Genomic DNA, 24587 nt, shown 5'->3' with positions numbered 1-24587 from the left:
AGAAAGTTCTTGGTCTACCAGGTTTAAAGTGTACCGCTTAAAAAGCCATCTATTTTAAAGGACTGATATCATATTTGAGACCTAAGTTAAAGGCGTTGGAAAAAAAGCTTTCTATGGTATAGAATTCCGCCCCTGCGGAGACCGTAAAATACTTTTTGATCTTTACGTTTAAATTTGCCAAATATCTTTCAAAAGTGGGTTCCCCCTGATTTTCGTAAAACAACGTGGCACTGGTATCCAAATAGAACTTGCTCTCCAATTTCCCAAGACGAAGTGCCAAGCCTCCACCAGCAATCAAGCGATTATCTGCCATCCAGTATGGAAAGCCATCTCGAAGATCATCCGTAGCCAGGGAATACGCACCTTCTACCAAGGGTGTTAGCTCCAAAACAGCTCCTTTTATTAATTGGGCCTCAATCCTGGTGTTGACAGTCGCATCCATATTATCATCTGAGTACTGATTGCCCTCTAAAGTGAAAATTGGTTTGATACGGTTGGTGGTTCCCAGCTCTGCATACAATGAAAATAAGGTCTGGTAAATATTGCGCACGTAACCCGGACCGGTCTGTACCGGACGGTAAGTTAACTGTGTGGCCAAAAAGGTATTGGAGCCAGTACGGTTCCAAGAAGCACCGGCCTGTAAAAAGGTGTTGTTGGCATTATCCCCCTCTACCCTTGCCATAAGGCCCACTTCATTTTTTTCATTCAGTTTTTTGGTAAAGCCATACTGCAAGCCTATTAAATTACGCTCAAGATTATCTGGTTCATTGGTAATAAAATTGATGGGGAACACAAAGCCCCGAACCCCCGCGAGCCTATGGATGTTCTCTCTTTTGTCTATGAGATCGTACCCTCCCGTAAACTCCAGTTGGGTGGGGTCAAAACGATCATTCATGGAACTGCCCTGAAAAAAGAAATCATTCCCACGCTGAACCCTTATTTCTTCTTTGATCTCTTTTTTGGTCTTTTCACTAAAAAGTGCATCATAGGTATAAATAAGATGCTTCTTTAACTTTAAATCTGCATACTCAATATTTTTGTTGAGGAGCCCCCGCAGCTGCACAAAGTCTGTACTTGGAGGTAATTGTGCCACCAATTTTGCCATTGATTGTAAATCTCCCATGTATAAATGGATACGGGCCATTTGCGTCATGACATCATAGGCTTTGGGATGCTCAATGATATAATGCTGGTAGATTTTTTTTACCTGCACATAGTTTTTTAATTCGTATTGCCATAGCATCAATTTTTTTACGGGTACGGTCTTAGCGCATTTGGACCATGCAACGGCACCCCGGTAGTCCTCATTATCCCCAAACAACTCTGCAATTTGGCCTGCCAGTGGCCTTAGCTCCCTTGTACATATCTGTACCAACTCCAATTCCTTAAAAGCCCTATTCTCATCGGTACGCAATAAAATGCCAAAATACGTGTAGGGTTCCTTGTCCTTTAATTCTTCAAAATATTTGGATTTGTAGAACCAATCATCAGCAGTTTCCCTATCTATTTGGGTGCTGCATTTAGACCATTGGTAAGCAGCGTTAAAATCAAAGTTATCTGCATAGGCCCATGCAATATCATAAGCTATATCGCTTAATTTACCACTGCAAGGAACCGCATTGTTGAGCTCCGTGATAAGATTGGCATCCTTGGAATCTACCAAATAACGCAAGTACGCCAACTGATCGTCATCATTACCGGTGAGCTTATAAATTTTGAACAAGGTCTGTTTTATGTTTTCTTGGTTCCCCTCTGTATCAAAAGACTGGGCATACTCCCGTAAAATGGGCAAGCCGCCCAAGTTGGCCCCAATGGCACGGGAGAGCCATCTTTCCGAGATGTCTTGGGTTGGCACACCATAGGTTTTATCGGCCTTTAAGGCCAAATAAATTAAATTGTTGGACGGGTTGTCTTGATACGTTTCCTCTAAAAAGGACCAAAAACGTCCTGGATTATTTTGCCAAGACAGGAGCTGGGCGTAAGTCATCCATTCTGCCAAGGGCAGGTTTTTTCCGTTTTTTACCTCCTTTTCCACCAAACTGGCGGCAGTGTTGTACTCCCCTAGGTTTTTAAGCTCTTCTAACCTGGTCAAAAAGGGAAGAAGATCAAATTTTGCCCGCTGAAACTTTTGGCGCTCTTCCTCTATGATGGCACTAAGCTGTTGTTCATTGCCCTGATTCTCATATTTTAAATCCACCAAGGATATAAAGGCACCATCTGTCTTTATCTGATAAAGATATCCATCTAAAAATTTGGATTTGTGGTAGAACATCACCTCGCTTTCCAAGTTGCGCTCAAAAAGGGCATCATTTGCCTCGCTCACGTAGGTAAACCAGTAATTCTCAAATTTTTCGTCGTCCATGAAATCATCGCTCAACACAGCATAAAGGCCATCTTTATTTATATGTTGATAGTAAGCATACCTCCATTTAACAATGGACTCCGCAGCAGCTGTGGCCGTCATAAACCTGGTAAGTGGGTAATGTTCCTTAAAAAGGGTAAGTTCACCATCAAAAGTTTCCAAAAGTCCTTTTTTGCCTTTAAAGGTGCGCCAAGGCAACTCTTCCGGGTTTCTATACCCATAACTTCCTGCCGTGGTTGCGTTGCTCCCATCGGGAATTTGGAAAACATCATCCGGGTGCACAAAATGCGTCCAAATACCGGTAAGCAAAAACAAGGAGGATATATTGAATTTTGATTTATCCTTCAAAAAATAACCACTAGAAATCCTTGGAACATCAAAAAAATGGGGATTGTAGGGGTCTGGTTCAAACTCCCTATTTCCGCCGTCTTCCCGCTTGCCCAAATAAATACTTTGCATATACTTTAAGGAGGGCATACCTTCTTTAAGTTTTGCCAAGCCCAAACTGTCTATAATATTGGACGGAGGTACATAGGAAGTTGGTAGGTTCCTAAATTTTGAGGTTTTCCATTTTTTGGCGGCAGCATTTAGCGCGGTAACCATATAATCTGGTTGATCCCATTCATATTGGGTAAGGGAAACATGATTATACCCGTGAAAACCAAGTTCGTGACCCTTCCTAAGCACATCCCTGCCCAGCCATCCGCTAATTTCCTGATCATAGTCATTTTTGTTGAACCTATTGGCTTCCCATTCTTCAAAAATAAATGGCGGACTTACACTATAGTTGTAATCAAAAGCAGGGTATGCCGTATATTTTAAGTCATGTTTACGTGCTAAATCTTGCATATCTGGCCACCAGACATTGGTTACATAGTCCGACATGTTTAAGCCCATTTGTGTCTTTACCGGTTCTTTGTAAATATCGTATACCGGAGCGGGAAAATCATCCAAATGGATGTTGGCCACATTGGCCACTGGATATGGAACACCTTCCAACCCTGCGAGAAGTTGCGCAAACACCAGGCCCCTTGTACGCTTATCAAAATCTAAAACAGAATTAAAAAGCACCACTTTTCCATTACCGACATTATTTAAGGTAATCACCGGAAAATCATCAGAATTCAAGGCTGTTGCCAAGACTTTGGTACGCTGGGAGAAGTTTTCCCCTCTTAGGCCGGTGTGCTTTGTGTCCTCTACAATGTGCAAACCCGCCATTTCCGGAAGTACATTTTCCTTAAACTTTATTCCCGTGGCCTCTGTATCCGCAACCATTTTATAGCTGGGGGACAGCCCCATTAAAAATACCATACGTTCATCAAAGGTGGTCTTGGCCAAAAACAACGTACCGCCTTTTGCCACAAAAGTGTGCAAGGAATCTACCGCCATATCACTAATGGGGTAGGTATCTTCTATACAAATGATACGGGTAGACGGTGCTATTTTTCCGTATGTGTTAAAAACGCTCATAGGTTTTTCCGTGACCGCTATTTTTGCGTAATCCGCGGCTTTCTTTATTTGAGTAAAGGGGTCCTCTTGGACATGCTCTACATCATCCACCAATAGGGTGACCAATGGAGCCTCCCCACTCTTTACCAAGGTCTCAAAATCACCATAGGCGTCCGTGGTCGTCTTACAGGAGACGACCCAGAGCATCATTACCAAAGGTAGTATGGCTTTACTTATCCTTTTCATAGGCAAAAATCATGTCATTTAAGTTGCTGCCATTAGCGTTGTTAACAATTTCCAGTACTTTTAACTGTTCTGAGGTGTAGTAGGTGTTCACCTGCCTGCCCCTGTTTTTTAGTTGTTGCAATTGTGTGTTTAATGCATTGGCTACCTCCCCCGGTGTTTTTAAAAAGTAGTCCTTTGCGTTGGTACGGGTGGTATCCGAAATAAACACAAAAACACTGCTGGGAAGGATATACTCAGGATTTTCATTCAACAGCCTTACGTCTTCCTTAATTTGGTGATACACGGAATCCCTTTCCAGATAGTTTTCCAAAAAGTCGCTGTAATTGATAAAAATATGTTCCTTACCACTGAGTTTTACCCCATAAGCCTCATTGACAATGGCATAACTATTTTTCATTTGATAGGTAGACAATTGGTCATACACCTTTAACAAGTCTATTTTTAACTTGTTTACATCTTGAAACTTTTGGCCCCTGAGGCTATGGGAATAGCCCTGAAATATTAAAAAAATCATTATTCCTGCCACCACGGCACTATAAACATAAGTGAGGGTAGGGCTCAATTTTTCTACTAACTTGCCAAATAACGAGACGTTAAATCCTATGATAATGGGTACCAAAACCGTAAGGGTTTGGTTAAATAAATCGGCATCTAACCAAGAAACCTCTAAGCTGTTGATGACAAGCAGTGCCAGGTAGAATAAAATAAAGGTTAGGGCAGCGCGCTTTTTAGCCTTGAAGAAGATCGACAACACAAGGGCGGCAAACAAAGCGGATAGTCCAAGCGCGATGAACAACACCCCCAATTGGCTTTCCGATACCAACAACTGAGGTGTATAGCTATAACTTTCAAAGACAATGATATTCCCCAAAAAATAGGTTAAAAAATCGATGTTTTTTATAAAGCTAACCACAACTTTAAAGGACAGGACAAAGACCACTCCTCCCAAATAGGCCAGAACTGTCTGCCCAATACTTTTCTTACCAAAATTCACGGCCCATGCCACTACAAAAAAGACAGGTAAAATAATGAACATGACATAGAAATCCGTAAACGCTGTGGCGATGGCCAAGGCCAATTGTATTTTAAAATACCGTCTCTTTAGCATTCCCAATTCCGCGGGAATCAAAGAAAAAATAAGTAACGGCAATGCAAACAGCAAGCTCAGGTAAATAGATGAATGCTGAAAAAGGGTATTGATATTTATGGGTAAAAACGCAAAAAGACATGCAAACGAAATACCGGCTACCAAAGGTGCAAAATACCTAGAATTGGTAAGGGCATTAACGGTATAGAACACAAAGGCGGCCATTAGAAAACTCTCTAACAATCCAAAGGTATATATGGCCATTTCTTTGCTGATACCAACAAGGTTGGCGTAGAAATTCATAGCTGCCAGCTCCCCCACTACCTGACTGCGCCCACGTACAAACCATTGGTTATTATCAAAGTTTTTAACTATTTCCAATGTTTGCACCCATAGATTTGAAAAGGTGTACACATCATTTTCCAAAAAGACCACCCTTGCGATTACGGCACTTATTCCAACCATCAGAATAAGGAAAAAACCATAATCCACCTTTTTAGGCCTTAAAACGGTGAGCATGTTTTTAAAGTTCTTTTTAACAATGGTCTCCCTTTTTTCAATAAACCTGAAAAAACCCAGAAGAGTGGCCCTTCTAAACCTACCACCACTTTGGGAATAGGCAATAAGCTCCCTTAAATTAAAGTACCTAAGACCAATTAAAACCAATAAAAGCGCCAGCACAGAAAAAATATGGTACATATTTAACTGTATCAGCAAAAAGATTGAAATAAGAGTAAGTGCACCATAAATAGAGAAACGAACCAAAAAGAAACGATAGTCATACTTAGCCATATTCTGTCTGGTCAACAATTGGTGCAGGACAAAAAAGGCCAAGACCAATAAAATTAGTCTTAGCGGTGCTGCCGTAATGTTGTCTACGATCTTGTTGAGCATTTTACTATCCTTGTTTAGGTATTTCTTGGAGGTCTATAGTTGTTATGAACACTGATGTGGAAAATCCTTCCAACCTTCTTCTTATCAATTTATGCTTGGTATTATCTTTTTGGTATTCTACAGCCAATACTGGTTTGTTATAGGTTTGTTGGTACTTTTCAATCAGTGCCAAGCGCTGCAAAAAATCTTCATAATCCCGAATTAGATACCTCTGGTTCTTAAAATCATAAGTGGTTACCACGGACTCCACTAGGACATAATCCGTCTTATTCTGGGTTTCTTTGGATAAATGAAACCCGCCGTTCTGGACAAATGTTGTTTTTGGAAAATGATCTCTTAGTCGTTGTACCAAATATTCAAGCTCTTGCTGCTGATGGCTCAGCTTGCCCCATAGGTTGGTATTGTCCAAATTGTCAAAAAAAAGTCCGTCGTAGCCCAGTTTCATTAAATCCTTGGCATGTTCCACCAAGATGTCCTGTGCGGCTGGGTTTCCAATATCAATGTAATAGCTGTTCCAATTTTCATTACGCTGTACACAATATGAACGCAAACGCCTAAACTTTGGGTGGGCAGTATTTATTTCTGTCAAGCTTAGGTATGCCAGGATTCTGGCGCCAGTTGCCTTTAACCTTTTTACCCCTTTTTCATCATAATGACCAGGCTCCACTATGGCCAGTTCTATACCACTAAGTTGCGAAGGGTACACTTTCCCGTAGCATACAACAAAGGTGGATGGAACAACGGGAGTATGTTGTGCCTTTGCAAAGACCGCGAAAAGGAGTGTGACCATAACCATTTTAATATGCCGCATAGTATTCGTAATCCATTTTTTTAAAGAATTTTTTTACGGAATGGGTTGTCATTACCATAAAGACCATAGCTCCAAACAATAAGCCCACAACACTATATTCATAACTTATAAACCGGCTACTTAAGAACCCTATGATAAAGTTGGCCAACGTAGCCACAATCAAGGCGTTTAAGCCTTCTTTGGAACGGTTAAGCGTAAACATGTACAGAACGTTCATCATTCCCAAAGTGAGAAAAACATAGCCTATTGCCCCTACAAGACAAACATGGATGCTCAAAAGGGGTACCTCTACCCCAAAATTTGCTAGGTAGCCCCAGGGTTGGGTAATGATGAGATAGATCAACAAACCTGCCACCACACTGGTCACCAGAAATACTAGGAGATGGCGATTGTACAGCTGTTTAAACTTTTGGTTAAAACGGTTGGCCTCCAAAACAGTAAAGGACTTTTGCCATTGATCCAACAAACGACTGTAAGTACTGATGGCGTATTCCAAAACTCCCGCGAGTGAAAAGAACATGAGAATGGCCAAGTCCATACCGATCTCGTAGTTTTTTTCATATTGAAAAATAAATGCACTGTTTAAATCCGTGTTCACGGACCAAGCCAACAAACGATCAATAAAGAAAAACACAAATATGAGTATTCCATAAAAGAAATACCGATAGGTTTTGTAGGCCACCATTAATTTTCTAGGCCGTTGTACTACGGTTTCGCTAATTTTTTGCTTTGGCAGATAGGCCTTTAAACAAAGGAGGTTAATTAAAATGGCCACGCCAATACCTAACCAGTGGGTAAAATAAACATGAAGGTCCGTAAACTTAAAAAGCACCAAGGCCAGAATGGTGGCCACGGAAATACTCAAGGTTATGATCGATCTTTTGTTCAAAGGATGAAAGGGAGCCAAAGTAATGAGTAAAAATCCTACCAGAAAAGCATAGACCACCAAAACCAACATAAAACGTTGGGTATATAAATTAAAGAAGAAATTAACGGCAATCAATACCAAAAGAGCCAATACCATACCTTTTGCTCCCAACCTTAAAAAGGTATAAATAACATCTTTGGCTTTATCGTATTTTTTGTGCTGCCAGTAAAAGAAGGACTGCCTACCTATAACCTGTACAAACCCACCAGAGATGACAAAACCTAAAATGACGCCCAGTACCACGGCGGTAGATTGATACAGGTTAAAATCCAAATAGGTCCAAAGTGAATAATTAAAATAAATAATGGCGATAATCTGGATAAGGATTGGGAACAATTGTACGAGACCAGAGATATAATATTGAAAAAACCAGTTTACCGGCACCTGCATGTAGGCATTTACTGGATAGAGTTTACTGCCATTTTTAGAAGCTTTCTGCCAATCCTTGGTATTTCCTGCAATAGACTCCTCTATGGCATGAGCCAATTCTACTAAGGAATCATAGCCATAATCCGGTTTTGCATCCACCTCCCGTATGCCAAAGGATTCTATGGTGGCCAAAACGGTCCACTCCCCAACAGGAATACCTACCCGTTGAAAGGTTTTCTTCTTTAGCTTTTCAAAATTCTTTTTTCTGCCCAACCGGATGATGATTAAATCGTTTGTACTGATTTAGTTGATTTCTTTTGCTTCTTTTTCCTGTCTTTACTGCCTTTCTTGTCTTTCTTATTTTTTTTGCCTTTATCTTTTTTCTTTAGTGATTTAAGTTTAGGGGTGTCCAGCACCTCCGCATAAGCGTTAGAGAAGGATTCCGTAAACTTCTCAATGGTAAAGGATTCCAAAACCTTGTTCCTGGCATTGGCACCCATCTGTTCCCTTAGTTTAACATCATCCAATAACTGAACGACCCTTTTTCCAAGGCTTTTATGGTCTTTAGGTTTGCAAATAAAACCAGTAACACCGTCTTCAATGGCCTCAGCAACCCCACCCACATCTGTTGCAACAATAGGAATGCCGCAACTCATGGATTCAATGACCGTAAAAGGGAAACCCTCGGATATGGAGGTGAGAATGGAGATATCGCCCTCATGAAAAAGAGCACTTGGGGTATCATGGTAACCCGCCAAACTAAAATTGGCTTTTACCCCCAATTTTGCAATCATTGCTTCACAGCTTTGTGTATAATCCGGAACCGCAGTTTTATCACCATAAACCAGAAAATGAACATTAGGGATGGTTTTTTTTACGTAGGCACAGGTTTTGATCATCGTTAAAATATCCTTGAGCTCAAAGATTCTTGCAGCCGCAACAACGGTAGGTCTTTCTTTTTTTGTGCTATCCTCTTGCGGGGCAAATAATTGATGGTCCACACCGTTGTAGATTACCTGTATTCTTGAGACATCTGCACCATAACGTTGTTCCCAAATGACGTTAAACTTACTTACGGAGATAATTTTATCGCTTTGGGCATAGGTAAGTCTGGTCATTGCCTCAGAAAAACGAATCAAAACCTTCTTTAAAAATTGGGAATAATCCGTATTGCTTATCGCTATCATTCGCTCGCGAATAAACACCCCATGTTCCGTTAATATGATAGGATTGCCAAATTGTTGTTTTTGCTTTAAGGCCGGGATAATCCCAATACCGGCAATGGTAAGGTGGGAAACATCGGACTTGGGCACTTTAATGGCCAAAGGTATCAGGTACCTGAACAGCAAACGGAGCGCCATGGTCAAATCCATTAATTTTACCCCTGCCATTTCCTGCTTTGGCCAATGGGCAATTAAATTGTTCTTAAAACAACTCCAAACCTGTTCACTGACCATCGTGGTTTTATAATCATAGACTTCAAAAAATGACCACATTCGTTGAAAGGCCTCCAGCAAGCCACTTTGTTCAGCATCGTCCTGCGTAGTTTCAGGAAAAAAGGTATATGCTAAAAATTTTTTAAAGTGTGGTAGAAAGCGGTTAATGATTACCGCAGCATTGGTTCGTTCCCGCCTAAGTAAGATTTGGGAATATTTCTGGTTGTAATCTACACAGTCATAGGGTTCTTCTGGTGCCCACATGGGTACTTGTAGCACCTCTTTGACAGAACTGCCCAATACAAACTTTGGTTCATCTACCACATCCGCATTTAGGGAATAAATGGAAAAATCGTACCCGGTGATACGTTGGGTAAGGTGATGCGCCCATGTGGATACACCCCCACCCATATACGGATAGGTGCCCTCAGTAATTAATAAGACATTTTTTTTGTGCTCCAAAGTATGTACGTTAACGGTCAGTTCTAAACGTACTTACAAAAAAAGCACAGAAGTATGGTGCTATCAATTTTGCAAGACCAAAGGTAAAATTATCCTTTGAAGGGAAGGTTGTTCCAAGTTTTCTTACAAGACTAGTTTCCCTCTAATTCCTCAAAATGTTCAAAAGCATCGACGATGTCCATATAGACGCCATCAAAACCTGCATTTATGATACCGTTGAGGTATGAAGTTTCTGAAAACGCAATAAGGTCTTGCCAGTCTTGGTCCCAATATTTTACCTTGTAATTTCCCTTCCATCTTGGGTTTTCCTCTCCGAGCCAATCCGGTGCCTCAAAATCCCAATTCAGGTCCCAATATCCCCTATAATCCTCGGCCTCTCCAATAGACATATAGCTCACCACCAGCCGGTCCCCACCGTTCTGTTTTTGTTTTAATTGGGCTACATCATCCGCGGTAAAGGGCGAACCATCATTAAAAAAGGCATCCAATACCAAAAGATCATAATTGGTATTCTTTAAGGCGGCAATCAATGCTTCCTTGGTTGGGAACTTTGCGTAGTTTAAAAGAAAAATATGGTTTTTTACGCTTTGGATGTCTTGGATATTTTCATCGTTCACCAAAATAGGCTCTTGGGGGTATGCAGGTATTGTGGTCAAGTTTCTATCATCGGCCGCAAATCCTACATAACCGTGTTGTAGGTTTAATGCATAGCTATCATCCACCTTACTCTCAGTGCTACAATAATCGGTTACAATAATCGTATTCCCGGTATTCTTTGAGATGTCCAGGAGATTCATTAAATAGGTGGAACGTGATTCCTTTGTCTTACCGTTATCCCGTGTATCCCCATAAAACAAGGATTCCTGCCCATGGGCATCAATACTGCTTAAATAGTCCATTTCTATAGCACTTGTGGGCAGCCCGTTGGTGGTTACGAGTTCAATGCCATTTTGCGGAATAATGGCAAAACCCGGTTTTTTAGCCTTGGCATGTGCACTAATATTCTGGATAAACGTGCGCATTTCATCTCTGTAAAACAGGTTATTAACCACAGATACTTCCTCATCCGTATCCAAGTTACCCTTTTGGGAGCAGTTTAGAACTGCAAAACCCATAATCAAGAATTTAAAAATGCTTTTGACGTACATGAATTAAACTTAGGGAACAAAGGTAAACATCATTGGGAGAATATGTTTGATTTTGATGATTGGTCATTAAAACAAGTCATGCTAACAGTTGGATGGTGTTTTAGCCAAGTCCTACGTCTAGGGTCATCATCACAATAAACCCACCGATAAACCCCATCACGGCAACATCTGAATGTTTGTCCTGCTGTGTTTCCGGTATTACTTCTTCCACGACCACAAAAATCATGGCACCGGCAGCAAAGGCCAAGGCATATGGCAAAATGGGCTGAAAGGTGATGACCGCCCACGCTCCAATGACCGCAGCTATGGGTTCCACAATTGCGGAAGCCTGGCCGTACAGAAAACTTCGCCTTCTAGATAGGCCTTGCCTTCTAAGGGGCATGGCTACTGCGAAGCCCTCTGGAAAATTCTGAAGGCCAATACCCAAGGCCAGGGCTACGGCACCCCCAATGGTAGTCCCGTCAAATCCGGCGGCAACGCCCCCAAAAAGAACACCCACTGCCAAACCCTCTGGTATATTATGAAGTGTTATGGCCAAGGTGAGCAAGGTAGTCCTATGCCAAGGCGATTTAATTCCCTCTGCTTCGGCCTCCTTAAAATTTAGGTGTAAATGAGGCAGTACCTTATCCAACCCAAACAGGAAAAAAGCACCCAACAGAAATCCAACCGCCGCAGGAATCACCTTAACAAAGCCTTCCCCTGGACTCATCTCTATGCCGGGGGCCAACAAACTCCAAAAACTTGCAGCCACCATAACACCGCCGGTAAAACCCAACATGGCATCCATGAGAGCCCTACTTGGGTTTTTAAATAAAAAAACCAATCCGGCACCGGCAGCCGTTAGTCCCCAGGTAAAAAGAGTAGCGTAAAATGCACCTAAAATGGGATTTATTGCTTCAAAATAGGCTATTATCTGTTCCATCAGGCTTCTATTTTAACATACAGGTTGGTGGCTATTTGATTGGATATCTGAAGCTCCCGATTCCCTATTTTAATGCGGAGGGAATCATCAAAAGCTTCTTTTTCCATCACGGTTATCTTATCTCCCAATGCAATGCGGTTTTTATCCAAGAACTTTAAAAAACTGGCCGAGGTATCCTTGACCCCCAAACAGATTCCGGAGGAGGGAATGGGAATGTCACTTAAGAGTTCTTTATCCCGTTCTAAAAATTCCCCGTTTTTGGTGGGAATGGGATCTCCATGGGGATCATATTTGGGAAAATCCAATAGGGCATCAAGCTTATCTATCAATTTTTCACTTTTGATATGCTCTAATTGTTCCGCTACCTCGTGCACCTCATCCCATGTAAAATCCAACTTCTTTACCAAAAATACTTCCCAAAGGCGGTGTTTTCTAATCACTGCCAGAGCCGTTTTAACTCCTTTTTGGGTAAGGCAAACCCCTTGGTAAGGCACATAGTCCAGTAGCTGTTTGTCCCCTAATCTTTTAGCCATATCCGTAACTGAGGAAGGTTTGGTCTCCATTTCAGCGGCAAGGGCATTGGTAGAAATTAGCGTCCCTCCATGACCCCCCAAATGAAAAATGGCTTTGATGTAGTTTTCTTCTGCTCGTGTCATCCAAAAAAAATTAAGGCCTCGCAAATAGCTTTCACCAAAAATACATTTTTATTTATAAAAACATATTTTTAGATTTGTCTAAATTTTAATTTTGATGATTAAAAAATATATATTGATAGTTCTATTGGCCATAGGGCAAATCCTCTGGGGGCAATCCGCCACCCTTTCAGGCACCATAACCCATAATGGGGAAGGCGTACCCTTTGCCAGCATTTATGTACAAAACACCAACTATGGTACCGTGGCCGATAAAGACGGGAACTACAGTTTTAGGCTAACGGCAGGGGATGTGACCGTAGTGGTGCAGGCCCAAGGATACCGTACCGTAAAAAGAACCATTTCCATAACCGAAAGCGAAGCCCAAATCCTAAACATCTCTTTGGTCCTAGACATCCTAGGCCTGGAGGAGGTTGTAGTAAGCGCCACTAGAAACCGTGTGGAGAGGCGTAGCGCGCCCGTAGTGGTATCTACCTTAAAACCAAGGCTGTTTACCGCAACACAATCCTTAACGGTGGCAGAGGGGCTAAACTTTACCCCAGGGGTGCGCGTGGAGACCAACTGCCAAAATTGCGGCTTTACCCAGGTACGCTTAAATGGTCTGGATGGTGGTTACACCCAAATATTATTAAACAGTAGACCAATTTATACCTCCTTACTTGGGGTTTATGGACTGGAACAAATACCTACCAATACCATTGAACGTGTGGAAGTAGTGCGCAGCGGAGGTTCTGCCCTGTATGGTTCCAATGCCATTGCAGGTACGGTGAACATCATCACCAAAGACCCTGTTCTCAACACCTGGGAAATAGGGAGCAGCTTGGCCAGTATTGGCGGTAAGGCAATAGATCGCATGGTGAACTTTAATACCTCTAACGTGGCAGACGACCTGAATAGCGGGGTGACACTTTTTGGTACCTACAGAAATCGGGATGCGTTTGATGCCAATGATGATGGCTTTACGGAACTGGTAGAGATAAGGAACACCACGGTGGGTGCCAAGGGGTTTGTGAGACCAACGGACCTGAGCAGGCTCTCTATGAACCTCAATGCCATACGGGAATACAGAAGGGGCGGTGATCGCTTGGACCTTGCTCCCCAATTTACGGACATCACGGAAGAACTGGACCATGACACTTTTATTGGTGGGATAGATTACGAAATCAACAACCCAGAAAACACACGTAAATTTCAGGCATACACATCTGCCTCCTACACCAACAGGGACAGTTACTATGGCGGATTGGGCGGTGGAAGAACCAAACAAGACAGTATCACCGCCAATAATGCCTTTGGAACTACAAAAGACCTTGCCTGGGTCAATGGGCTACAGTGGAACAAAACGTTTAAGAACGATGATGTTTTAACGACAGGTGCCGAGCTTAACATTAACTCCACAGAGGACCAAATACCGGGATATAACAGGACCATTGACCAAAACGTACAAGCCTTGGGCGGCTATGCCCAGTACGAATGGAAACCTACTTCCAACTTTACGGCCATGTTGGGCGGTCGTCTGGACCGCGTCAGCGTCAATGGAGATTATACCATTGGTGGTATATCACGTAATGTGGATTTGGACCAAACTGCCGTTTCCCCCCGCCTCACGCTGTCATACAAGCTTACGGAATCCTTAAGGGTGCGCGGTGGCTATGCCAGGGGATTTAGGGCACCACAGGCGTTTAATGAAGACTTGCATATCTCCAGTGTGGGCGGCGAGCCGCAATTCGTTATTCTATCGGAAGGATTGGAGACCGAATATTCCAATGCATTTACCGGCTCCTTGAATTATGCAAAGACCGTGAACGTACTCCAAATGGATTTTTTGATAGAAGGATTTTATACCACCTTGGAAAACCCTTTTACCTTGGTGAGCACAGGGGCAGTTTTGGAAAACGGGGCCATTTTGGAGGAAGTCCGCAATGGTGAGGGTGCCCGAGTGTTTGGGGCCAATTTTGAATTTGGGCTCTCCCCAAACCCCAATTGGCAATTTCAAGTGGGCGGCACCCTGCAACGTGCCCAATGGGACGCCCCCCAATTGCTTTTTGAGAGTGATGGCACTGTAGGGGAATCGGATTTATCCGTGGAACAATTTGTTCGCGTTCCCAATTTTTATGGCTATTTTAATTCCACCTGGATTCCCAATAAGGCCTTTAACGTGGACATAACGGGTACCTACACCGGTAATATGACGGTACCACGGGTCATAAGCGAAACGGGATTCTTGGCCTTGAACGAATCTGGAACCTTCTTTGACCTCAACCTTAAATTAGAGTCCCATTTTGATTTTAACGACGATTTTATGGTGACCGTTTCTGGCGGGGTCACCAATCTCTTCAATAGCTTTCAGGACGATTTTGATGTAGGCCCTACTAGAGATTCTGATTATGTCTATGGCCCGGATGCACCCAGAACCTTCTTTTTGGGATTAAAATTTGGTAAATTTCACTAGAATGAAACACAGCTGTATTCCAAACCAAATGAATGGATTTTAACCATGCGGCACTTCAAAAGACGTACCATGTGCAATTGCCGCATATCCCAAACGGACTTAACTAAAAATCCCGGGTTATCTCACCGTAGGGATGAGGCAAAGTGCCTTGTTAATTGCCCCTCCTTGCCCAAAAGGAAATATACCGCCCTACCTGATCCTCCTTTAAAGGGTGGTTATAAGTTGTTTCTGGTATTTTTCTTGCTTCTAAACCTTACGGTACCGCAACTTGCTACGGCCCAAGAAACATCCATCAATTGGCTAACTTTTGAACAATTGGAGGATTCCTTGGCCATACAACCTAAAAAGGTATTCATCAGTTTTTATGCAGATTGGTGTGTGTACTGCAAAAAAATGGATGTCGCGGCTTTTAAAAATAAGGAGGTGGTTTCCGAGCTAAACAAGCACTATTATGCCGTTAAAATGAATGCGCAGACCCAAGATACCATTGTGTTTGAGGGCACAACACTAACCAACCGGTTTATTGGGAAAAGCAGAAATCCCATTCATGATATGGCACTACTATTGGCAAGCCGGGAAGAACAGCCATTCTCATTGCCAGCCATGGTTGTGCTCAATGAAAAATTCCAGGTAAAGGCCCGTTACTTTAACTACCTGTCCCCAAAGGCCCTACAGGAGGTTTTGGAACAGCATCTGCAATAACAACCAAAGGATTTATAAGGAAAAACAGAAAAATGACCTGCACGTTTAAAGGCGGCTTTAAAGCTACTCAAAACCTTTGACCGAACGCTGTTTTCCTATACCCAAACCAACCCTTATCCCAGGTAGACTTTAGAATGAACCAAAAAAAAAGGGTAACTTTCTAAAAAAACTAATGCAACATACAAATGCATATAAACCATGGTAGTCACCGCAGAAAAAAACGAAAAAATCGGAAAAATGACCTTTTCCTCGGTGTATCCACACTACGTCAATAAAATTGAAAAAAAGGGGAGAACCAAAGAGGAACTGCATTCCGTAATCCAATGGCTTACCGGTTTTAGTGAGGAAAGCTTACAAGAGTTTATCAGGAAAAAAACCTCTTTTGCCGAGTTTTTTAAAAAGGCTTCCATCCATCCCAATGCCCACCTAATCACGGGTGTTATTTGTGGGTATCGGGTAGAGGAAATTGAATTTGAACCCTACAGGCAAGTACGGTATCTGGACAAACTGGTGGACGAACTGGCCAAGGGAAAAAAAATGGAAAAAATATTGCGTCAAGAAAAGAATTGACACACCAAATCCAAGGCAAAATAAAGGTTGAACTTACAGCTGTTTACAGCATACCAAATGGCTTAAGCTGCTTTTCGGTAAATACCAATTCTGCAGAAAGTACTATTTTGGCCTTTAACACCAACTATGGATAACCTAAAACATCAATACTCCGGACCTAGATGTTCCTTAAAAACAAACCGCGATGCATGTATACGGAGGTTAAATGTTAAATGACCCTAGATGAAGATTCATTTTTACATCTTGTAAGAAAGGTTAGCTAAGAAAGGATTTAAGAACTACGGTGTTATACATGGCCATGGTGTCATTAGAAGATAAACCATATTAGATTCATGAAAAAAACCCTGACACGCCTAGCTTGCCAATTATTCCCAAGGCGGCTTACCCGGTTTGCATATGATCAGCTTACCAATCCACAGTTGCGGAAATTAAGGACCCATGAAGAAAGTACTTTAAATAAGGCCACAAAAGTGCCCTTTATGTTCCAAGGATTTACCATTCAATGCTATACCTGGGAAGGCGGTGAAAAAAGTGTGCTATTAATCCATGGCTGGGAAGGGCAGGCGGGTAATTTTTCCGAAATTATTGAAGCGCTTATCAAGAGAGGCTTTACCGTTTATGGCTTTGATGCACCCTCACATGGCTATAGCTCAAAAGGCCGCACCAGTCCATTCCAGTTTACGGAACTCGTCATTGCCCTACTTAAAAAGTTTGAGGTAAAAAATTTGATAAGTCACTCCTTTGGTGGTGTGGCCACTACCTACGCGCTATATAAAAACCAAGATATCGCCATAGACAATTACCTCCTCTTTACCGTGCCGGATAAATTCTCCGAACGTATTGATGATGTTTGTGGGATGACGGGCATAACCAATGCCGTAAAACAACGTCTTATCTTAAAATTACAACGGGAAACAGGTACCGATGTAAACGCCTTAAGCGTTAGTGAATTTGTAAAACATATTAACGTAAAACAAGCCCTTATCCTTCATGACAAAAACGATACGGCGACCCCAATTGAACGTGCCAGAAATGTTCACCAACATTGGAAAGCGTCCACCCTTTTAGAAGTAGAGGGTACCGGCCACTTCCGTATCCTAAGAACGGACAGTGTTATTGCCCAGGGAGTCGCGTTTTTATCCAATTAAACCAAGGTATTTAATTCAACCTACAGTAAAAAAAATAGGACTTCCTTACAACAAGATCAAAGGGCTGCATTTCTTTGCGTACTTTTGACCAATGCCCAAGTACGACTACATTATCATTGGTGCCGGTGCGTCCGGCCTGCTTTTGGCCGATGCCCTTGGAAGCGACCCTTATTTTGTGGATAAAAAAATCGCTATTCTAGATAAGGACGATAAAAAGAAAAATGACCGTACTTGGTGTTTTTGGGAAACTGGAAAGGGAGAATTTGACGCTATGGTCCACAAAACGTGGCCCAAGGTATACTTTGCCGGTAAAAAATTAAGACAATCTTCCGCCATTGCCCCGTACCAATATAAAATGGTCAGGGGATTGGATTTCTACAATTACTATCTCTCCAAACTTAGGGACTATCCAAATATTACATTTATCCAAGAAGAGGTAACGGATATCACGCCTTTGGAAGATGGCAGCGTACTGGTAACTGGCAAGGACAACTACCAAACCAAGCAAGTATTCAATAGTATTTTTGATTATCGGAACTTTAAAAAAGACACCGGATTTCCCATTCTACAACAGCATTTTTTGGGCTGGTTTGTTAAGACCGAAAGGCCCATTTTTAAGATTGATGAAGCAACGTTCATGGATTTTTCCATTCCGCAAAAGGGAAATACCCGTTTTATGTATGTTTTACCGTTTTCCGAGACGGAGGCATTGGTGGAATACACCTTATTTTCCGAAACTCCCCTTCCAAAGGCAGAATATGAAGATGCCATTAAAGAGTACCTAAAGGATAAAAATGCCGGTACTTTTGATATTACGGAAACGGAACGCGGTAACATCCCCATGACCTGTTATGATTTTGGCCAGCACAATTCCGAACCTATTTTCAACATAGGCATGGCGGGTGGTTGGGCCAAGGCAAGCACGGGATACACCTTTAAAAAAAGCCAAAAAAACGTAAAGGCACTTGTGGCCCACTTAAAGCGCGGAAAAGAACCCATCAGTTTTTCCACCAAAAGCCGCTTTTGGTTTTATGACCTTTTACTATTGGATATACTGCACCGGGACAATTCCTTAGGGCAACCTATTTTTGAATCTCTTTTTAAGAACAGAAAACCCCAACTCATTTTCAAATTTTTAGATGAGGAAACTTCTTTGGTGGAAGATGTGTTTATTATGATGGCCCCCAACCCGTGGCCTTTTATTAAAGCCTTGTTGGGAAGGGTTTTTTAGGTGGTACGCTTCATCAGGTTATTTCCAAATTCTACCAATATCGCTTTGCGTTCTTTAGGCAGATCTATTTGATCAAGCGCTTCAAATGCTTTTAGGGTATAGGCTTCAATGGCCTCTGCGGTTGCTTGCACGGCGGCAGTGGATGTAAAAACCTCTTTAACGGCAAAAATCTTACCCTCTGGGTTATTGGGTTGGATGGAATACAGGTCCAACAGCTGCTTTTGCTGTTCTTTGTTCCCATTTTCCAATGCTTTTAGGTACAGGAAGGTTTTTTTATTCTCTATGATATCACCACCTATTTGCTTGCCAAAGGTTTTTGGATCGCCAAAGGCATCCAAATAATCATCTTGAATCTGAAAGGCGATGCCAAGATTTCTGCCAAAATCGTAGATCAAATTTTGCTGCCGTTCTGGTGCACCGGCAACAATGGCACCAATTTTTAAGGCGCAGGCCACCAAAACAGCGGTTTTATATTCTATCATCTTTAAATACTCGGGGATGCTAACATCATCCCGTGTTTCAAAATCAACATCGTACTGCTGCCCCTCGCAAACCTCTATGGCAGTTGCACTAAAGAGGCGGACCAACCGGGCAAAGGTAGCATCATCATACTGCTCAAAAAGTTGATACGAGTTAATCAGCATCGCATCCCCAGAAAGTATACCGGTGTTCACATCCCATTTTTCATGCACGGTAGGGTTGCCACGCCGCAGGGGCGCATCATCCATAATATCATCATGCACCAAGGAAAAATTATGGAACACCTCAACGGCCATGGCGGCAGCAAGAGCATCTTTATGGTTCCCTCCAAAAAAATCCGCTGCCATTAAGGTGAGTACCGGACGTAAGCGTTTGCCGCCCAAACCAAGAATATAGGCTACAGGCTCGTATAGGTTTCTGGGCTCTTTAATCTGATTTCTTTTTTCAAGATAGGAGACAAACTCTTCTTGATAAAATGCTATGGATTGCATGCTTTAAAATTTGTTCAAAAATACGGTCATTGTTACAAATTGATTGTGTGATAGTCTAATTAGCAGCTGCATTTTTAAAAAAAAGTAAAAAAGATGCAATGGATTTGTATTTCATCGTCTTTAGGGGTGAGGTGCAACATAACAACCTTAAATGGAATCCATAACCAACAATCCGTCCATAAAAGAATTCTTTACCGATGAATATTCGGCACTTAAGAATTATGTACGGTCCAGAATAGATGAAACTGTGGATGCCGAGGCCGAAGATATTATTCAAGATGTTGCAGTGCGATTGTTCTCAAGGCCCTTGGACGCTGTACCCATCAATAATATTCCCGGTTTTGTGTACAGCGCTCTAAAAAACAGGGTGATTGATGTGATGAGGGGAAAGAAAATCCGTATTAGGGGCGAAAAAGAAATTGAAGCACTATGGACGGACTTTGCTGCCTCCTTTTACAGCGGTTCTGAACTATCCTATACGGAAGAACTAAAGACCATCCTTAAAATTGAAATAAACGAATTGAAACCAGCCTACCGCGATATTATTCTAGCTATGGATTTTGAGGGGTATAGCTACCGGGAAATCTCAGAGGAAACCGGCATTTCCCAAGGAACCTTAATGTCTAGAAGGCATAGGGCCATATCCTTACTATTAAAGAAATTGGAAAAACATAAAAACTACGCGTATGAAAAGTAAACATCAAATGGAACATCAGGTAAAAAACCAAGTAACCAACTACGTAAAAAAAGGGGTGAAAATCATTTTCGCCATATGCTTTGGGGCGCTCATTGTCTTTTTGGTGGGCTACGTGGTCATGCGCCTTTGGAACTGGCTTATGCCAGAGCTATTTAGCCTATCAACCATTGGTTATTGGCAAGCGGTAGGCCTCATTGTGCTTGCCAAAATATTCTTTGGTTTTGGCAGCGGTGGACCTGGCAAAAAAGGAATGCCCAAAAACAGACCCTTGACACGCAAGTGTGGACCAATGAGAAACGAGTTTTCTAAATGGAAGCATTATGATGAGTTTTGGAAGAGCGAAGGAGAACAGGCGTTTGAAAATTATTTAAGTAAACTGGAAAAAGGAAAAAATGAAGAAGAAAACCCAAAGCAATAACAATCAAAATCGATATCGTCACAAGTTATTTTTTTGGAGTCTTGGGCTAGCCATAAATACGAGCCAAATAAATTCCGAGAATAAAGGGCGAAAGTTATCTGACCCGTACAAAAACACAACAGGCTAGTTTTACTCCTTACCAATGGTATTGCCTAAGCTTATAAAGTGACTTGATAGTTGGAATTACTGAAAAATCACACAAGGTTAAAAAAACGTAAAACTTTGGAAACTTTATTTGTTTTTAAAGTTTCCGACTTATTTTTGCCGCTCTTAATGCGTGAAAATATTCTACATACCGCCACCCAACTCTTCCTAAACCTAGGCTTTAAGAGTGTTACCATGGACGATTTGGCCCAAGAAATGGGCATATCCAAAAAAACCATTTACACCCACTTTAGCAATAAAGGGCAATTGGTAGAAGCTTGCACTATGCAGCTTTTTGGAAAGATATCCAACGGTATTGATGCCATTTGCACGCTTGACAAGAACCCTATTGAGGAGTTATATGACATTAAGCGTTTTGTCATGGAACATTTAAACGATGAGGCCGCTTCCCCGGAATACCAACTGCAAAAATACTATCCGGAGGTGCACCGGAACTTAAAGGAAAAGCAGTTCCACATGATGCAAACCTGCATTAAAGACAATGTGGAGCGCGGCATTCAACAAGGGATATACAGAGCAAACCTAAATGTGGAGTTTGTGGTGCGCATCTATTTTACCGGGGTAACCAGTATCAAGGACAGCCGCTTGTTCCCCAATCATCTATTTACCATGCGCAGCCTTATGGAAAACTATTTGGAATACCACCTTCGTGGCATAGTTACCCCTGAAGGCAGAAAAATATTAAACAACATCATCAATTCTAATCACGAATAAATGCGACTACACCTTATTGTGCTATTGCTTATAGCACCTTTCTTTATAACTGCGCAGGAACAACCTACGGCCTTTACCCTGGAAGACGCAGTCAATTACGCGTTAAAGCATAACTATAGCGCCATAAATGCAGATAGGGATATTCTTGATGCCCAGAAGCAAAAGTGGGAAGTCATTGCAAGCGGATTACCGCAAATAACTGGAGCGGTAGGTTACCAAAACCAAATCATACAGCCCATCGCCCAGTTTCCCTCTATTTTGGTGCCCCCAGAGTTTTTACCGGAAGGAGTGGTACAAGATCCCGACACCTTTATTCCCATCGTATTTGGTCCGCCACAAACGGCGACCGCATCGGCAACGCTAAGACAACAGATTTTTGACGGTTCTTACATTGTTGGCGTGCAGGCCACCAAGTCCTTTCTGAGCTACAGCCAGAACAATAAGGAGAAAACTGCCCTAGAGGTCCGTAAAGCGGTGGTTGAAGCTTATGGAAATGTATTACTTGCCAGGGAGAGTGTGGCCATCTTCCAAAAAAACAAAACCAATCTAGAAAAGAACTTAGTGGAAACGCAAAAGATTTTTGAAAACGGCCTGGGCGATGAGGAAAGTGTGGACCAGCTGCAGATTACGCTGGCTTCCGTGGACAATCAATTAAAGAACGCCATTAGATTAGAAAAAATCACCTTACAAATGCTGAATCTGATGATGGGCCTTGATACAGAGAACCCAACTACACTTTTAGATAACTTAACTAGTCTAACGGAACAAAACATGGATTCCAACTTCTTAACACAAGCTTTTCAGATTGAGAACAACATAGATTACAAGCTTGCCCTTAACCTTAACGAACAGCGTTTTTATGAACTAAAACTGGCAAAGAGCCGCGCACTGCCCACCTTAAACGGTTTTTTGAGCTATGGTGCCAACTCCTTCAGTGACAGATTTAATTTTTTAAGCCCTGGCCAACAATGGTTTGAACAATCCATTTTAGGGTTAGACTTAAGCATCCCAATCTTCAGTTCTTTGGGCAGGAGTGCGTCTACCCAACGTGCAAAGATTGCTTTGGAAAAAGCAAAAACCCAACTCACAGAAGCAGAGCAGCAAATACGGTTACAGCTAGATCGGGCAAAGAGCGACTACACTTTTTCCATAGAACAGTACCAAACTTCCAAGGAGAATTTGGCCCTAGCAGAACGTATAGAAACCAAAAATGAAATTAAATATAACGAAGGGCTGGCCACTAGTTTTGAGCTGCGGCAGGCACAGACACAACTATACAATAGCCAACAAGAGTACCTACAATCCATGGTTGATGTCATTAACCGAAGAACCCAGTTAGAAGTGATATTAAACCAATAAATCAATCAAAAAACACTATAAATCACCCTTAGTATTATGAAAAACATCAGCTACATCATCGCCACCACAATCCTACTCTCGTCCTGTGGTGGTGGTACAACAGAAAGCGTTGAAGCCATTGTGGAAGCAAAGGACCTTACGGCAATTCGCGCTAAAAAAAATGAAATCACGGAAACCTATAGGGCTTTGGAAAAAGAAATCCAATTGCTGGATTCTGCCATTGCGGAATTGGATGCCAACGCAAAATTGCCCCTAGTGACCACCATTGAGGCCAAAACGGAAAAATTTGACCATTTTCTGGAATTACAGGGAGATGTCACCACAAAACAAAATGTATTGATTTACCCAGAAATGGCAGGGACCCTACAACGTGTTTATGTAAAAGAAGGCCAAAAGGTAAAAAAAGGCCAACTATTGGCCAGTATAGATGACGGTGGTCTGTCTAGCTCACTGGCACAAATGAAGACCCAATTGGCCTTGGCAGAAACCACTTTTGAGCGACAAAAACGTCTTTGGGACCAAAACATTGGTTCTGAAATTCAATTTCTGCAGGCAAAAGCCAATTACGAAGCCCAAAAAAGCGCCGTAGACCAAATGCAGAGCCAGGTAGGAAAATCCGACATTAGGGCTCCCTTTTCCGGGATTATAGATGATGTTATCAAAGATCAAGGCACTGTGGTGAGCCCTGGGCCGGGAGCAGAAATATTTAGAATCGTAAACCTTTCCGATATGTATGTGGAGGTAGAGGTGCCGGAAAATTACCTTAGTGGGATACAAGCGGGAAAGGAAGCAAAGGTGTTTTTCCCTGTTCTGGGAGAAACCGTGGACTCTAAAATAAGACAGACGGGAAACTTTATCAATCCAAGTAACAGGGCCTTTACCGTAGAAATCCCGGTTCCCAACACATCTGGCATGGTAAAACCCAACCTTACGGCAAAAGTGAGCCTTAACGATTACACCAATGAAAACGCCATTCTTATTCCGCAAGGCATTATTTCAGAAAACTCCGAGGGGGAACAATACATCTACCTGGCAGAAAAATCAGGTGAAGACGGAATCGCTTCTGTCCGAAGGCAAATTATAGAAACCGGACTAACAACGGGTAGTATGGTAGAAGTGACTGCGGGAATTTCTAATGGAGACCTACTCGTCAATGAGGGGGCCAGAACGGTAAAAGATGGGCAGAGCGTGAAAATATTGGCTAATTAGACAGCAGCCATTAATCAATAGTAGTTAAATCCTAGAAAATTGTTGCGATAGATACTGTGCGATTTGCCTTTGGAGAATAAAAGGGGTTTTACAAGGCTACAGGAACAATCAAAAATGACAATAGGTTTTCAGAAATATTTAAAAAACTAATAGCCCGGTTTATGGGTCGTCTGATGAGAAAACT

At 42.1% G+C, this 24587-nt stretch carries 19 protein-coding genes; 10 read left to right on the top strand and 9 right to left on the bottom strand.

Annotated elements, in window-relative coordinates; all coding sequences use genetic code 11:
* Positions 1–49: 49 nt before the first annotated feature.
* The 8 genes from I595_RS07640 to I595_RS07605 all read right to left on the bottom strand — a co-directional run bounded on the left by I595_RS07640 (position 50) and on the right by I595_RS07605 (position 12770).
* Positions 50–4057 carry a DUF2194 domain-containing protein gene (locus tag I595_RS07640; RefSeq protein ID WP_054558841.1) on the bottom strand — a complete coding sequence of 1336 codons (4008 nt, stop codon included), beginning with the start codon at positions 4055–4057 and terminating at the stop codon, positions 50–52.
* Positions 4041–6038 carry a hypothetical protein gene (locus I595_RS07635; protein WP_054558840.1) on the bottom strand — a complete coding sequence of 666 codons (1998 nt, stop codon included), beginning with the start codon at positions 6036–6038 and terminating at the stop codon, positions 4041–4043. The genes I595_RS07640 and I595_RS07635 overlap by 17 nt, the downstream gene beginning before the upstream one ends.
* 4 nt (positions 6039–6042) lie before the next feature.
* Positions 6043–6828, bottom strand: coding sequence for an endo alpha-1,4 polygalactosaminidase (locus I595_RS07630; RefSeq protein ID WP_172675917.1), 786 nt, complete (start codon positions 6826–6828; stop codon positions 6043–6045).
* Between the two features lie 7 nt (positions 6829–6835).
* Positions 6836–8419 (bottom strand): hypothetical protein, encoded by a 1584-nt coding sequence (locus I595_RS07625; RefSeq protein ID WP_054558838.1) that lies wholly within the window; start codon positions 8417–8419, stop codon positions 6836–6838.
* A gap of 11 nt (positions 8420–8430) precedes the next feature.
* Positions 8431–10044: a GT4 family glycosyltransferase PelF gene (gene pelF, locus I595_RS07620; protein ID WP_157449684.1), complete on the bottom strand. Its 1614-nt coding sequence runs from the start codon at positions 10042–10044 to the stop codon at positions 8431–8433.
* A gap of 131 nt (positions 10045–10175) precedes the next feature.
* Positions 10176–11159 (bottom strand): endo alpha-1,4 polygalactosaminidase, encoded by a 984-nt coding sequence (locus I595_RS07615; RefSeq protein ID WP_172675916.1) that lies wholly within the window; start codon positions 11157–11159, stop codon positions 10176–10178.
* A gap of 133 nt (positions 11160–11292) precedes the next feature.
* Complete coding sequence (locus tag I595_RS07610; RefSeq protein WP_054558836.1) at positions 11293–12114, bottom strand: ZIP family metal transporter; 822 nt, start codon at positions 12112–12114, stop codon at positions 11293–11295.
* On the bottom strand, positions 12114–12770 hold the full coding sequence (locus tag I595_RS07605; protein ID WP_054558835.1) for a metal-dependent transcriptional regulator: 657 nt from the start codon (positions 12768–12770) through the stop codon (positions 12114–12116). The genes I595_RS07610 and I595_RS07605 overlap by 1 nt, the downstream gene beginning before the upstream one ends.
* A 94-nt stretch (positions 12771–12864) precedes the next feature.
* Between I595_RS07605 and I595_RS07600 the strand changes: the two genes are divergently transcribed.
* The 5 genes from I595_RS07600 to I595_RS07580 all read left to right on the top strand — a co-directional run bounded on the left by I595_RS07600 (position 12865) and on the right by I595_RS07580 (position 18870).
* Positions 12865–15219: a TonB-dependent receptor gene (locus I595_RS07600; RefSeq protein ID WP_054558834.1), complete on the top strand. Its 2355-nt coding sequence runs from the start codon at positions 12865–12867 to the stop codon at positions 15217–15219.
* Positions 15220–15384: 165 nt separating this feature from the next.
* Complete coding sequence (locus tag I595_RS07595) at positions 15385–15921, top strand: thioredoxin family protein (protein ID WP_245628249.1); 537 nt, start codon at positions 15385–15387, stop codon at positions 15919–15921.
* A 198-nt stretch (positions 15922–16119) separates the two neighbouring features.
* Positions 16120–16491: a DUF2200 domain-containing protein gene (locus I595_RS07590; RefSeq protein ID WP_054558833.1), complete on the top strand. Its 372-nt coding sequence runs from the start codon at positions 16120–16122 to the stop codon at positions 16489–16491.
* A gap of 332 nt (positions 16492–16823) precedes the next feature.
* On the top strand, positions 16824–17639 hold the full coding sequence (locus I595_RS07585) for an alpha/beta fold hydrolase (RefSeq protein ID WP_054558832.1): 816 nt from the start codon (positions 16824–16826) through the stop codon (positions 17637–17639).
* A 91-nt stretch (positions 17640–17730) separates the two neighbouring features.
* Positions 17731–18870: a lycopene cyclase family protein gene (locus I595_RS07580; RefSeq protein WP_054558831.1), complete on the top strand. Its 1140-nt coding sequence runs from the start codon at positions 17731–17733 to the stop codon at positions 18868–18870.
* Here I595_RS07580 and I595_RS07575 read toward each other — a convergent pair.
* Positions 18867–19841 (bottom strand): polyprenyl synthetase family protein, encoded by a 975-nt coding sequence (locus I595_RS07575; protein WP_054558830.1) that lies wholly within the window; start codon positions 19839–19841, stop codon positions 18867–18869. The genes I595_RS07580 and I595_RS07575 overlap by 4 nt on opposite strands.
* Before the next feature lie 151 nt (positions 19842–19992).
* Here I595_RS07575 and I595_RS07570 point away from each other — a divergent pair, with 151 nt between their 5' ends.
* The 5 genes from I595_RS07570 to I595_RS07550 all read left to right on the top strand — a co-directional run bounded on the left by I595_RS07570 (position 19993) and on the right by I595_RS07550 (position 24403).
* On the top strand, positions 19993–20538 hold the full coding sequence (locus I595_RS07570; RefSeq protein WP_054558829.1) for an RNA polymerase sigma factor: 546 nt from the start codon (positions 19993–19995) through the stop codon (positions 20536–20538).
* Positions 20528–20956 carry a hypothetical protein gene (locus I595_RS07565; protein WP_054558828.1) on the top strand — a complete coding sequence of 143 codons (429 nt, stop codon included), beginning with the start codon at positions 20528–20530 and terminating at the stop codon, positions 20954–20956. Before I595_RS07570 ends, I595_RS07565 begins: the two co-directional genes overlap by 11 nt.
* Before the next feature lie 273 nt (positions 20957–21229).
* Complete coding sequence (locus I595_RS07560; protein WP_054558827.1) at positions 21230–21835, top strand: TetR/AcrR family transcriptional regulator; 606 nt, start codon at positions 21230–21232, stop codon at positions 21833–21835.
* The gene (locus I595_RS07555; RefSeq protein WP_054558826.1) at positions 21836–23194 is read left to right on the top strand and encodes a TolC family protein; all 1359 of its coding nucleotides are present in this window, start codon (positions 21836–21838) and stop codon (positions 23192–23194) included.
* Between the two features lie 36 nt (positions 23195–23230).
* Positions 23231–24403, top strand: a complete 1173-nt coding sequence (locus I595_RS07550; protein ID WP_054558825.1) for an efflux RND transporter periplasmic adaptor subunit — start codon at positions 23231–23233, stop codon at positions 24401–24403.
* The last annotated feature ends 184 nt before the right edge of the window (positions 24404–24587 follow it).

It is taken from the genome of Croceitalea dokdonensis DOKDO 023 (assembly GCF_001306415.1).
GTDB lineage: Bacteria > Bacteroidota > Bacteroidia > Flavobacteriales > Flavobacteriaceae > Croceitalea > Croceitalea dokdonensis.
The sequence above is the reverse complement of the archived record's forward strand: the minus strand, read 5'-3'. Positions and strand labels throughout refer to the sequence as shown.

What these genes read in the sequence shown, in the direction of transcription:
- I595_RS07615 (WP_172675916.1), bottom strand. Translation starts at nt 11,159, where the DNA reads ATGGGTTTTGCAGTTCTAAACTGCTCCCAAAAGGGTAACTTGGATACG.
- I595_RS07600 (WP_054558834.1), top strand. Translation starts at nt 12,865, where the DNA reads ATGATTAAAAAATATATATTGATAGTTCTATTGGCCATAGGGCAAATC.
- I595_RS07640 (WP_054558841.1), bottom strand. Translation starts at nt 4,057, where the DNA reads ATGAAAAGGATAAGTAAAGCCATACTACCTTTGGTAATGATGCTCTGG.
- I595_RS07560 (WP_054558827.1), top strand. Translation starts at nt 21,230, where the DNA reads ATGCGTGAAAATATTCTACATACCGCCACCCAACTCTTCCTAAACCTA.
- I595_RS07605 (WP_054558835.1), bottom strand. Translation starts at nt 12,770, where the DNA reads ATGACACGAGCAGAAGAAAACTACATCAAAGCCATTTTTCATTTGGGG.
- I595_RS07630 (WP_172675917.1), bottom strand. Translation starts at nt 6,828, where the DNA reads ATGGTCACACTCCTTTTCGCGGTCTTTGCAAAGGCACAACATACTCCC.
- I595_RS07570 (WP_054558829.1), top strand. Translation starts at nt 19,993, where the DNA reads ATGGAATCCATAACCAACAATCCGTCCATAAAAGAATTCTTTACCGAT.
- I595_RS07580 (WP_054558831.1), top strand. Translation starts at nt 17,731, where the DNA reads ATGCCCAAGTACGACTACATTATCATTGGTGCCGGTGCGTCCGGCCTG.
- I595_RS07555 (WP_054558826.1), top strand. Translation starts at nt 21,836, where the DNA reads ATGCGACTACACCTTATTGTGCTATTGCTTATAGCACCTTTCTTTATA.
- I595_RS07565 (WP_054558828.1), top strand. Translation starts at nt 20,528, where the DNA reads ATGAAAAGTAAACATCAAATGGAACATCAGGTAAAAAACCAAGTAACC.
- I595_RS07585 (WP_054558832.1), top strand. Translation starts at nt 16,824, where the DNA reads ATGAAAAAAACCCTGACACGCCTAGCTTGCCAATTATTCCCAAGGCGG.
- I595_RS07590 (WP_054558833.1), top strand. Translation starts at nt 16,120, where the DNA reads ATGGTAGTCACCGCAGAAAAAAACGAAAAAATCGGAAAAATGACCTTT.
- I595_RS07635 (WP_054558840.1), bottom strand. Translation starts at nt 6,038, where the DNA reads ATGCTCAACAAGATCGTAGACAACATTACGGCAGCACCGCTAAGACTA.
- I595_RS07575 (WP_054558830.1), bottom strand. Translation starts at nt 19,841, where the DNA reads ATGCAATCCATAGCATTTTATCAAGAAGAGTTTGTCTCCTATCTTGAA.
- I595_RS07610 (WP_054558836.1), bottom strand. Translation starts at nt 12,114, where the DNA reads ATGGAACAGATAATAGCCTATTTTGAAGCAATAAATCCCATTTTAGGT.
- I595_RS07550 (WP_054558825.1), top strand. Translation starts at nt 23,231, where the DNA reads ATGAAAAACATCAGCTACATCATCGCCACCACAATCCTACTCTCGTCC.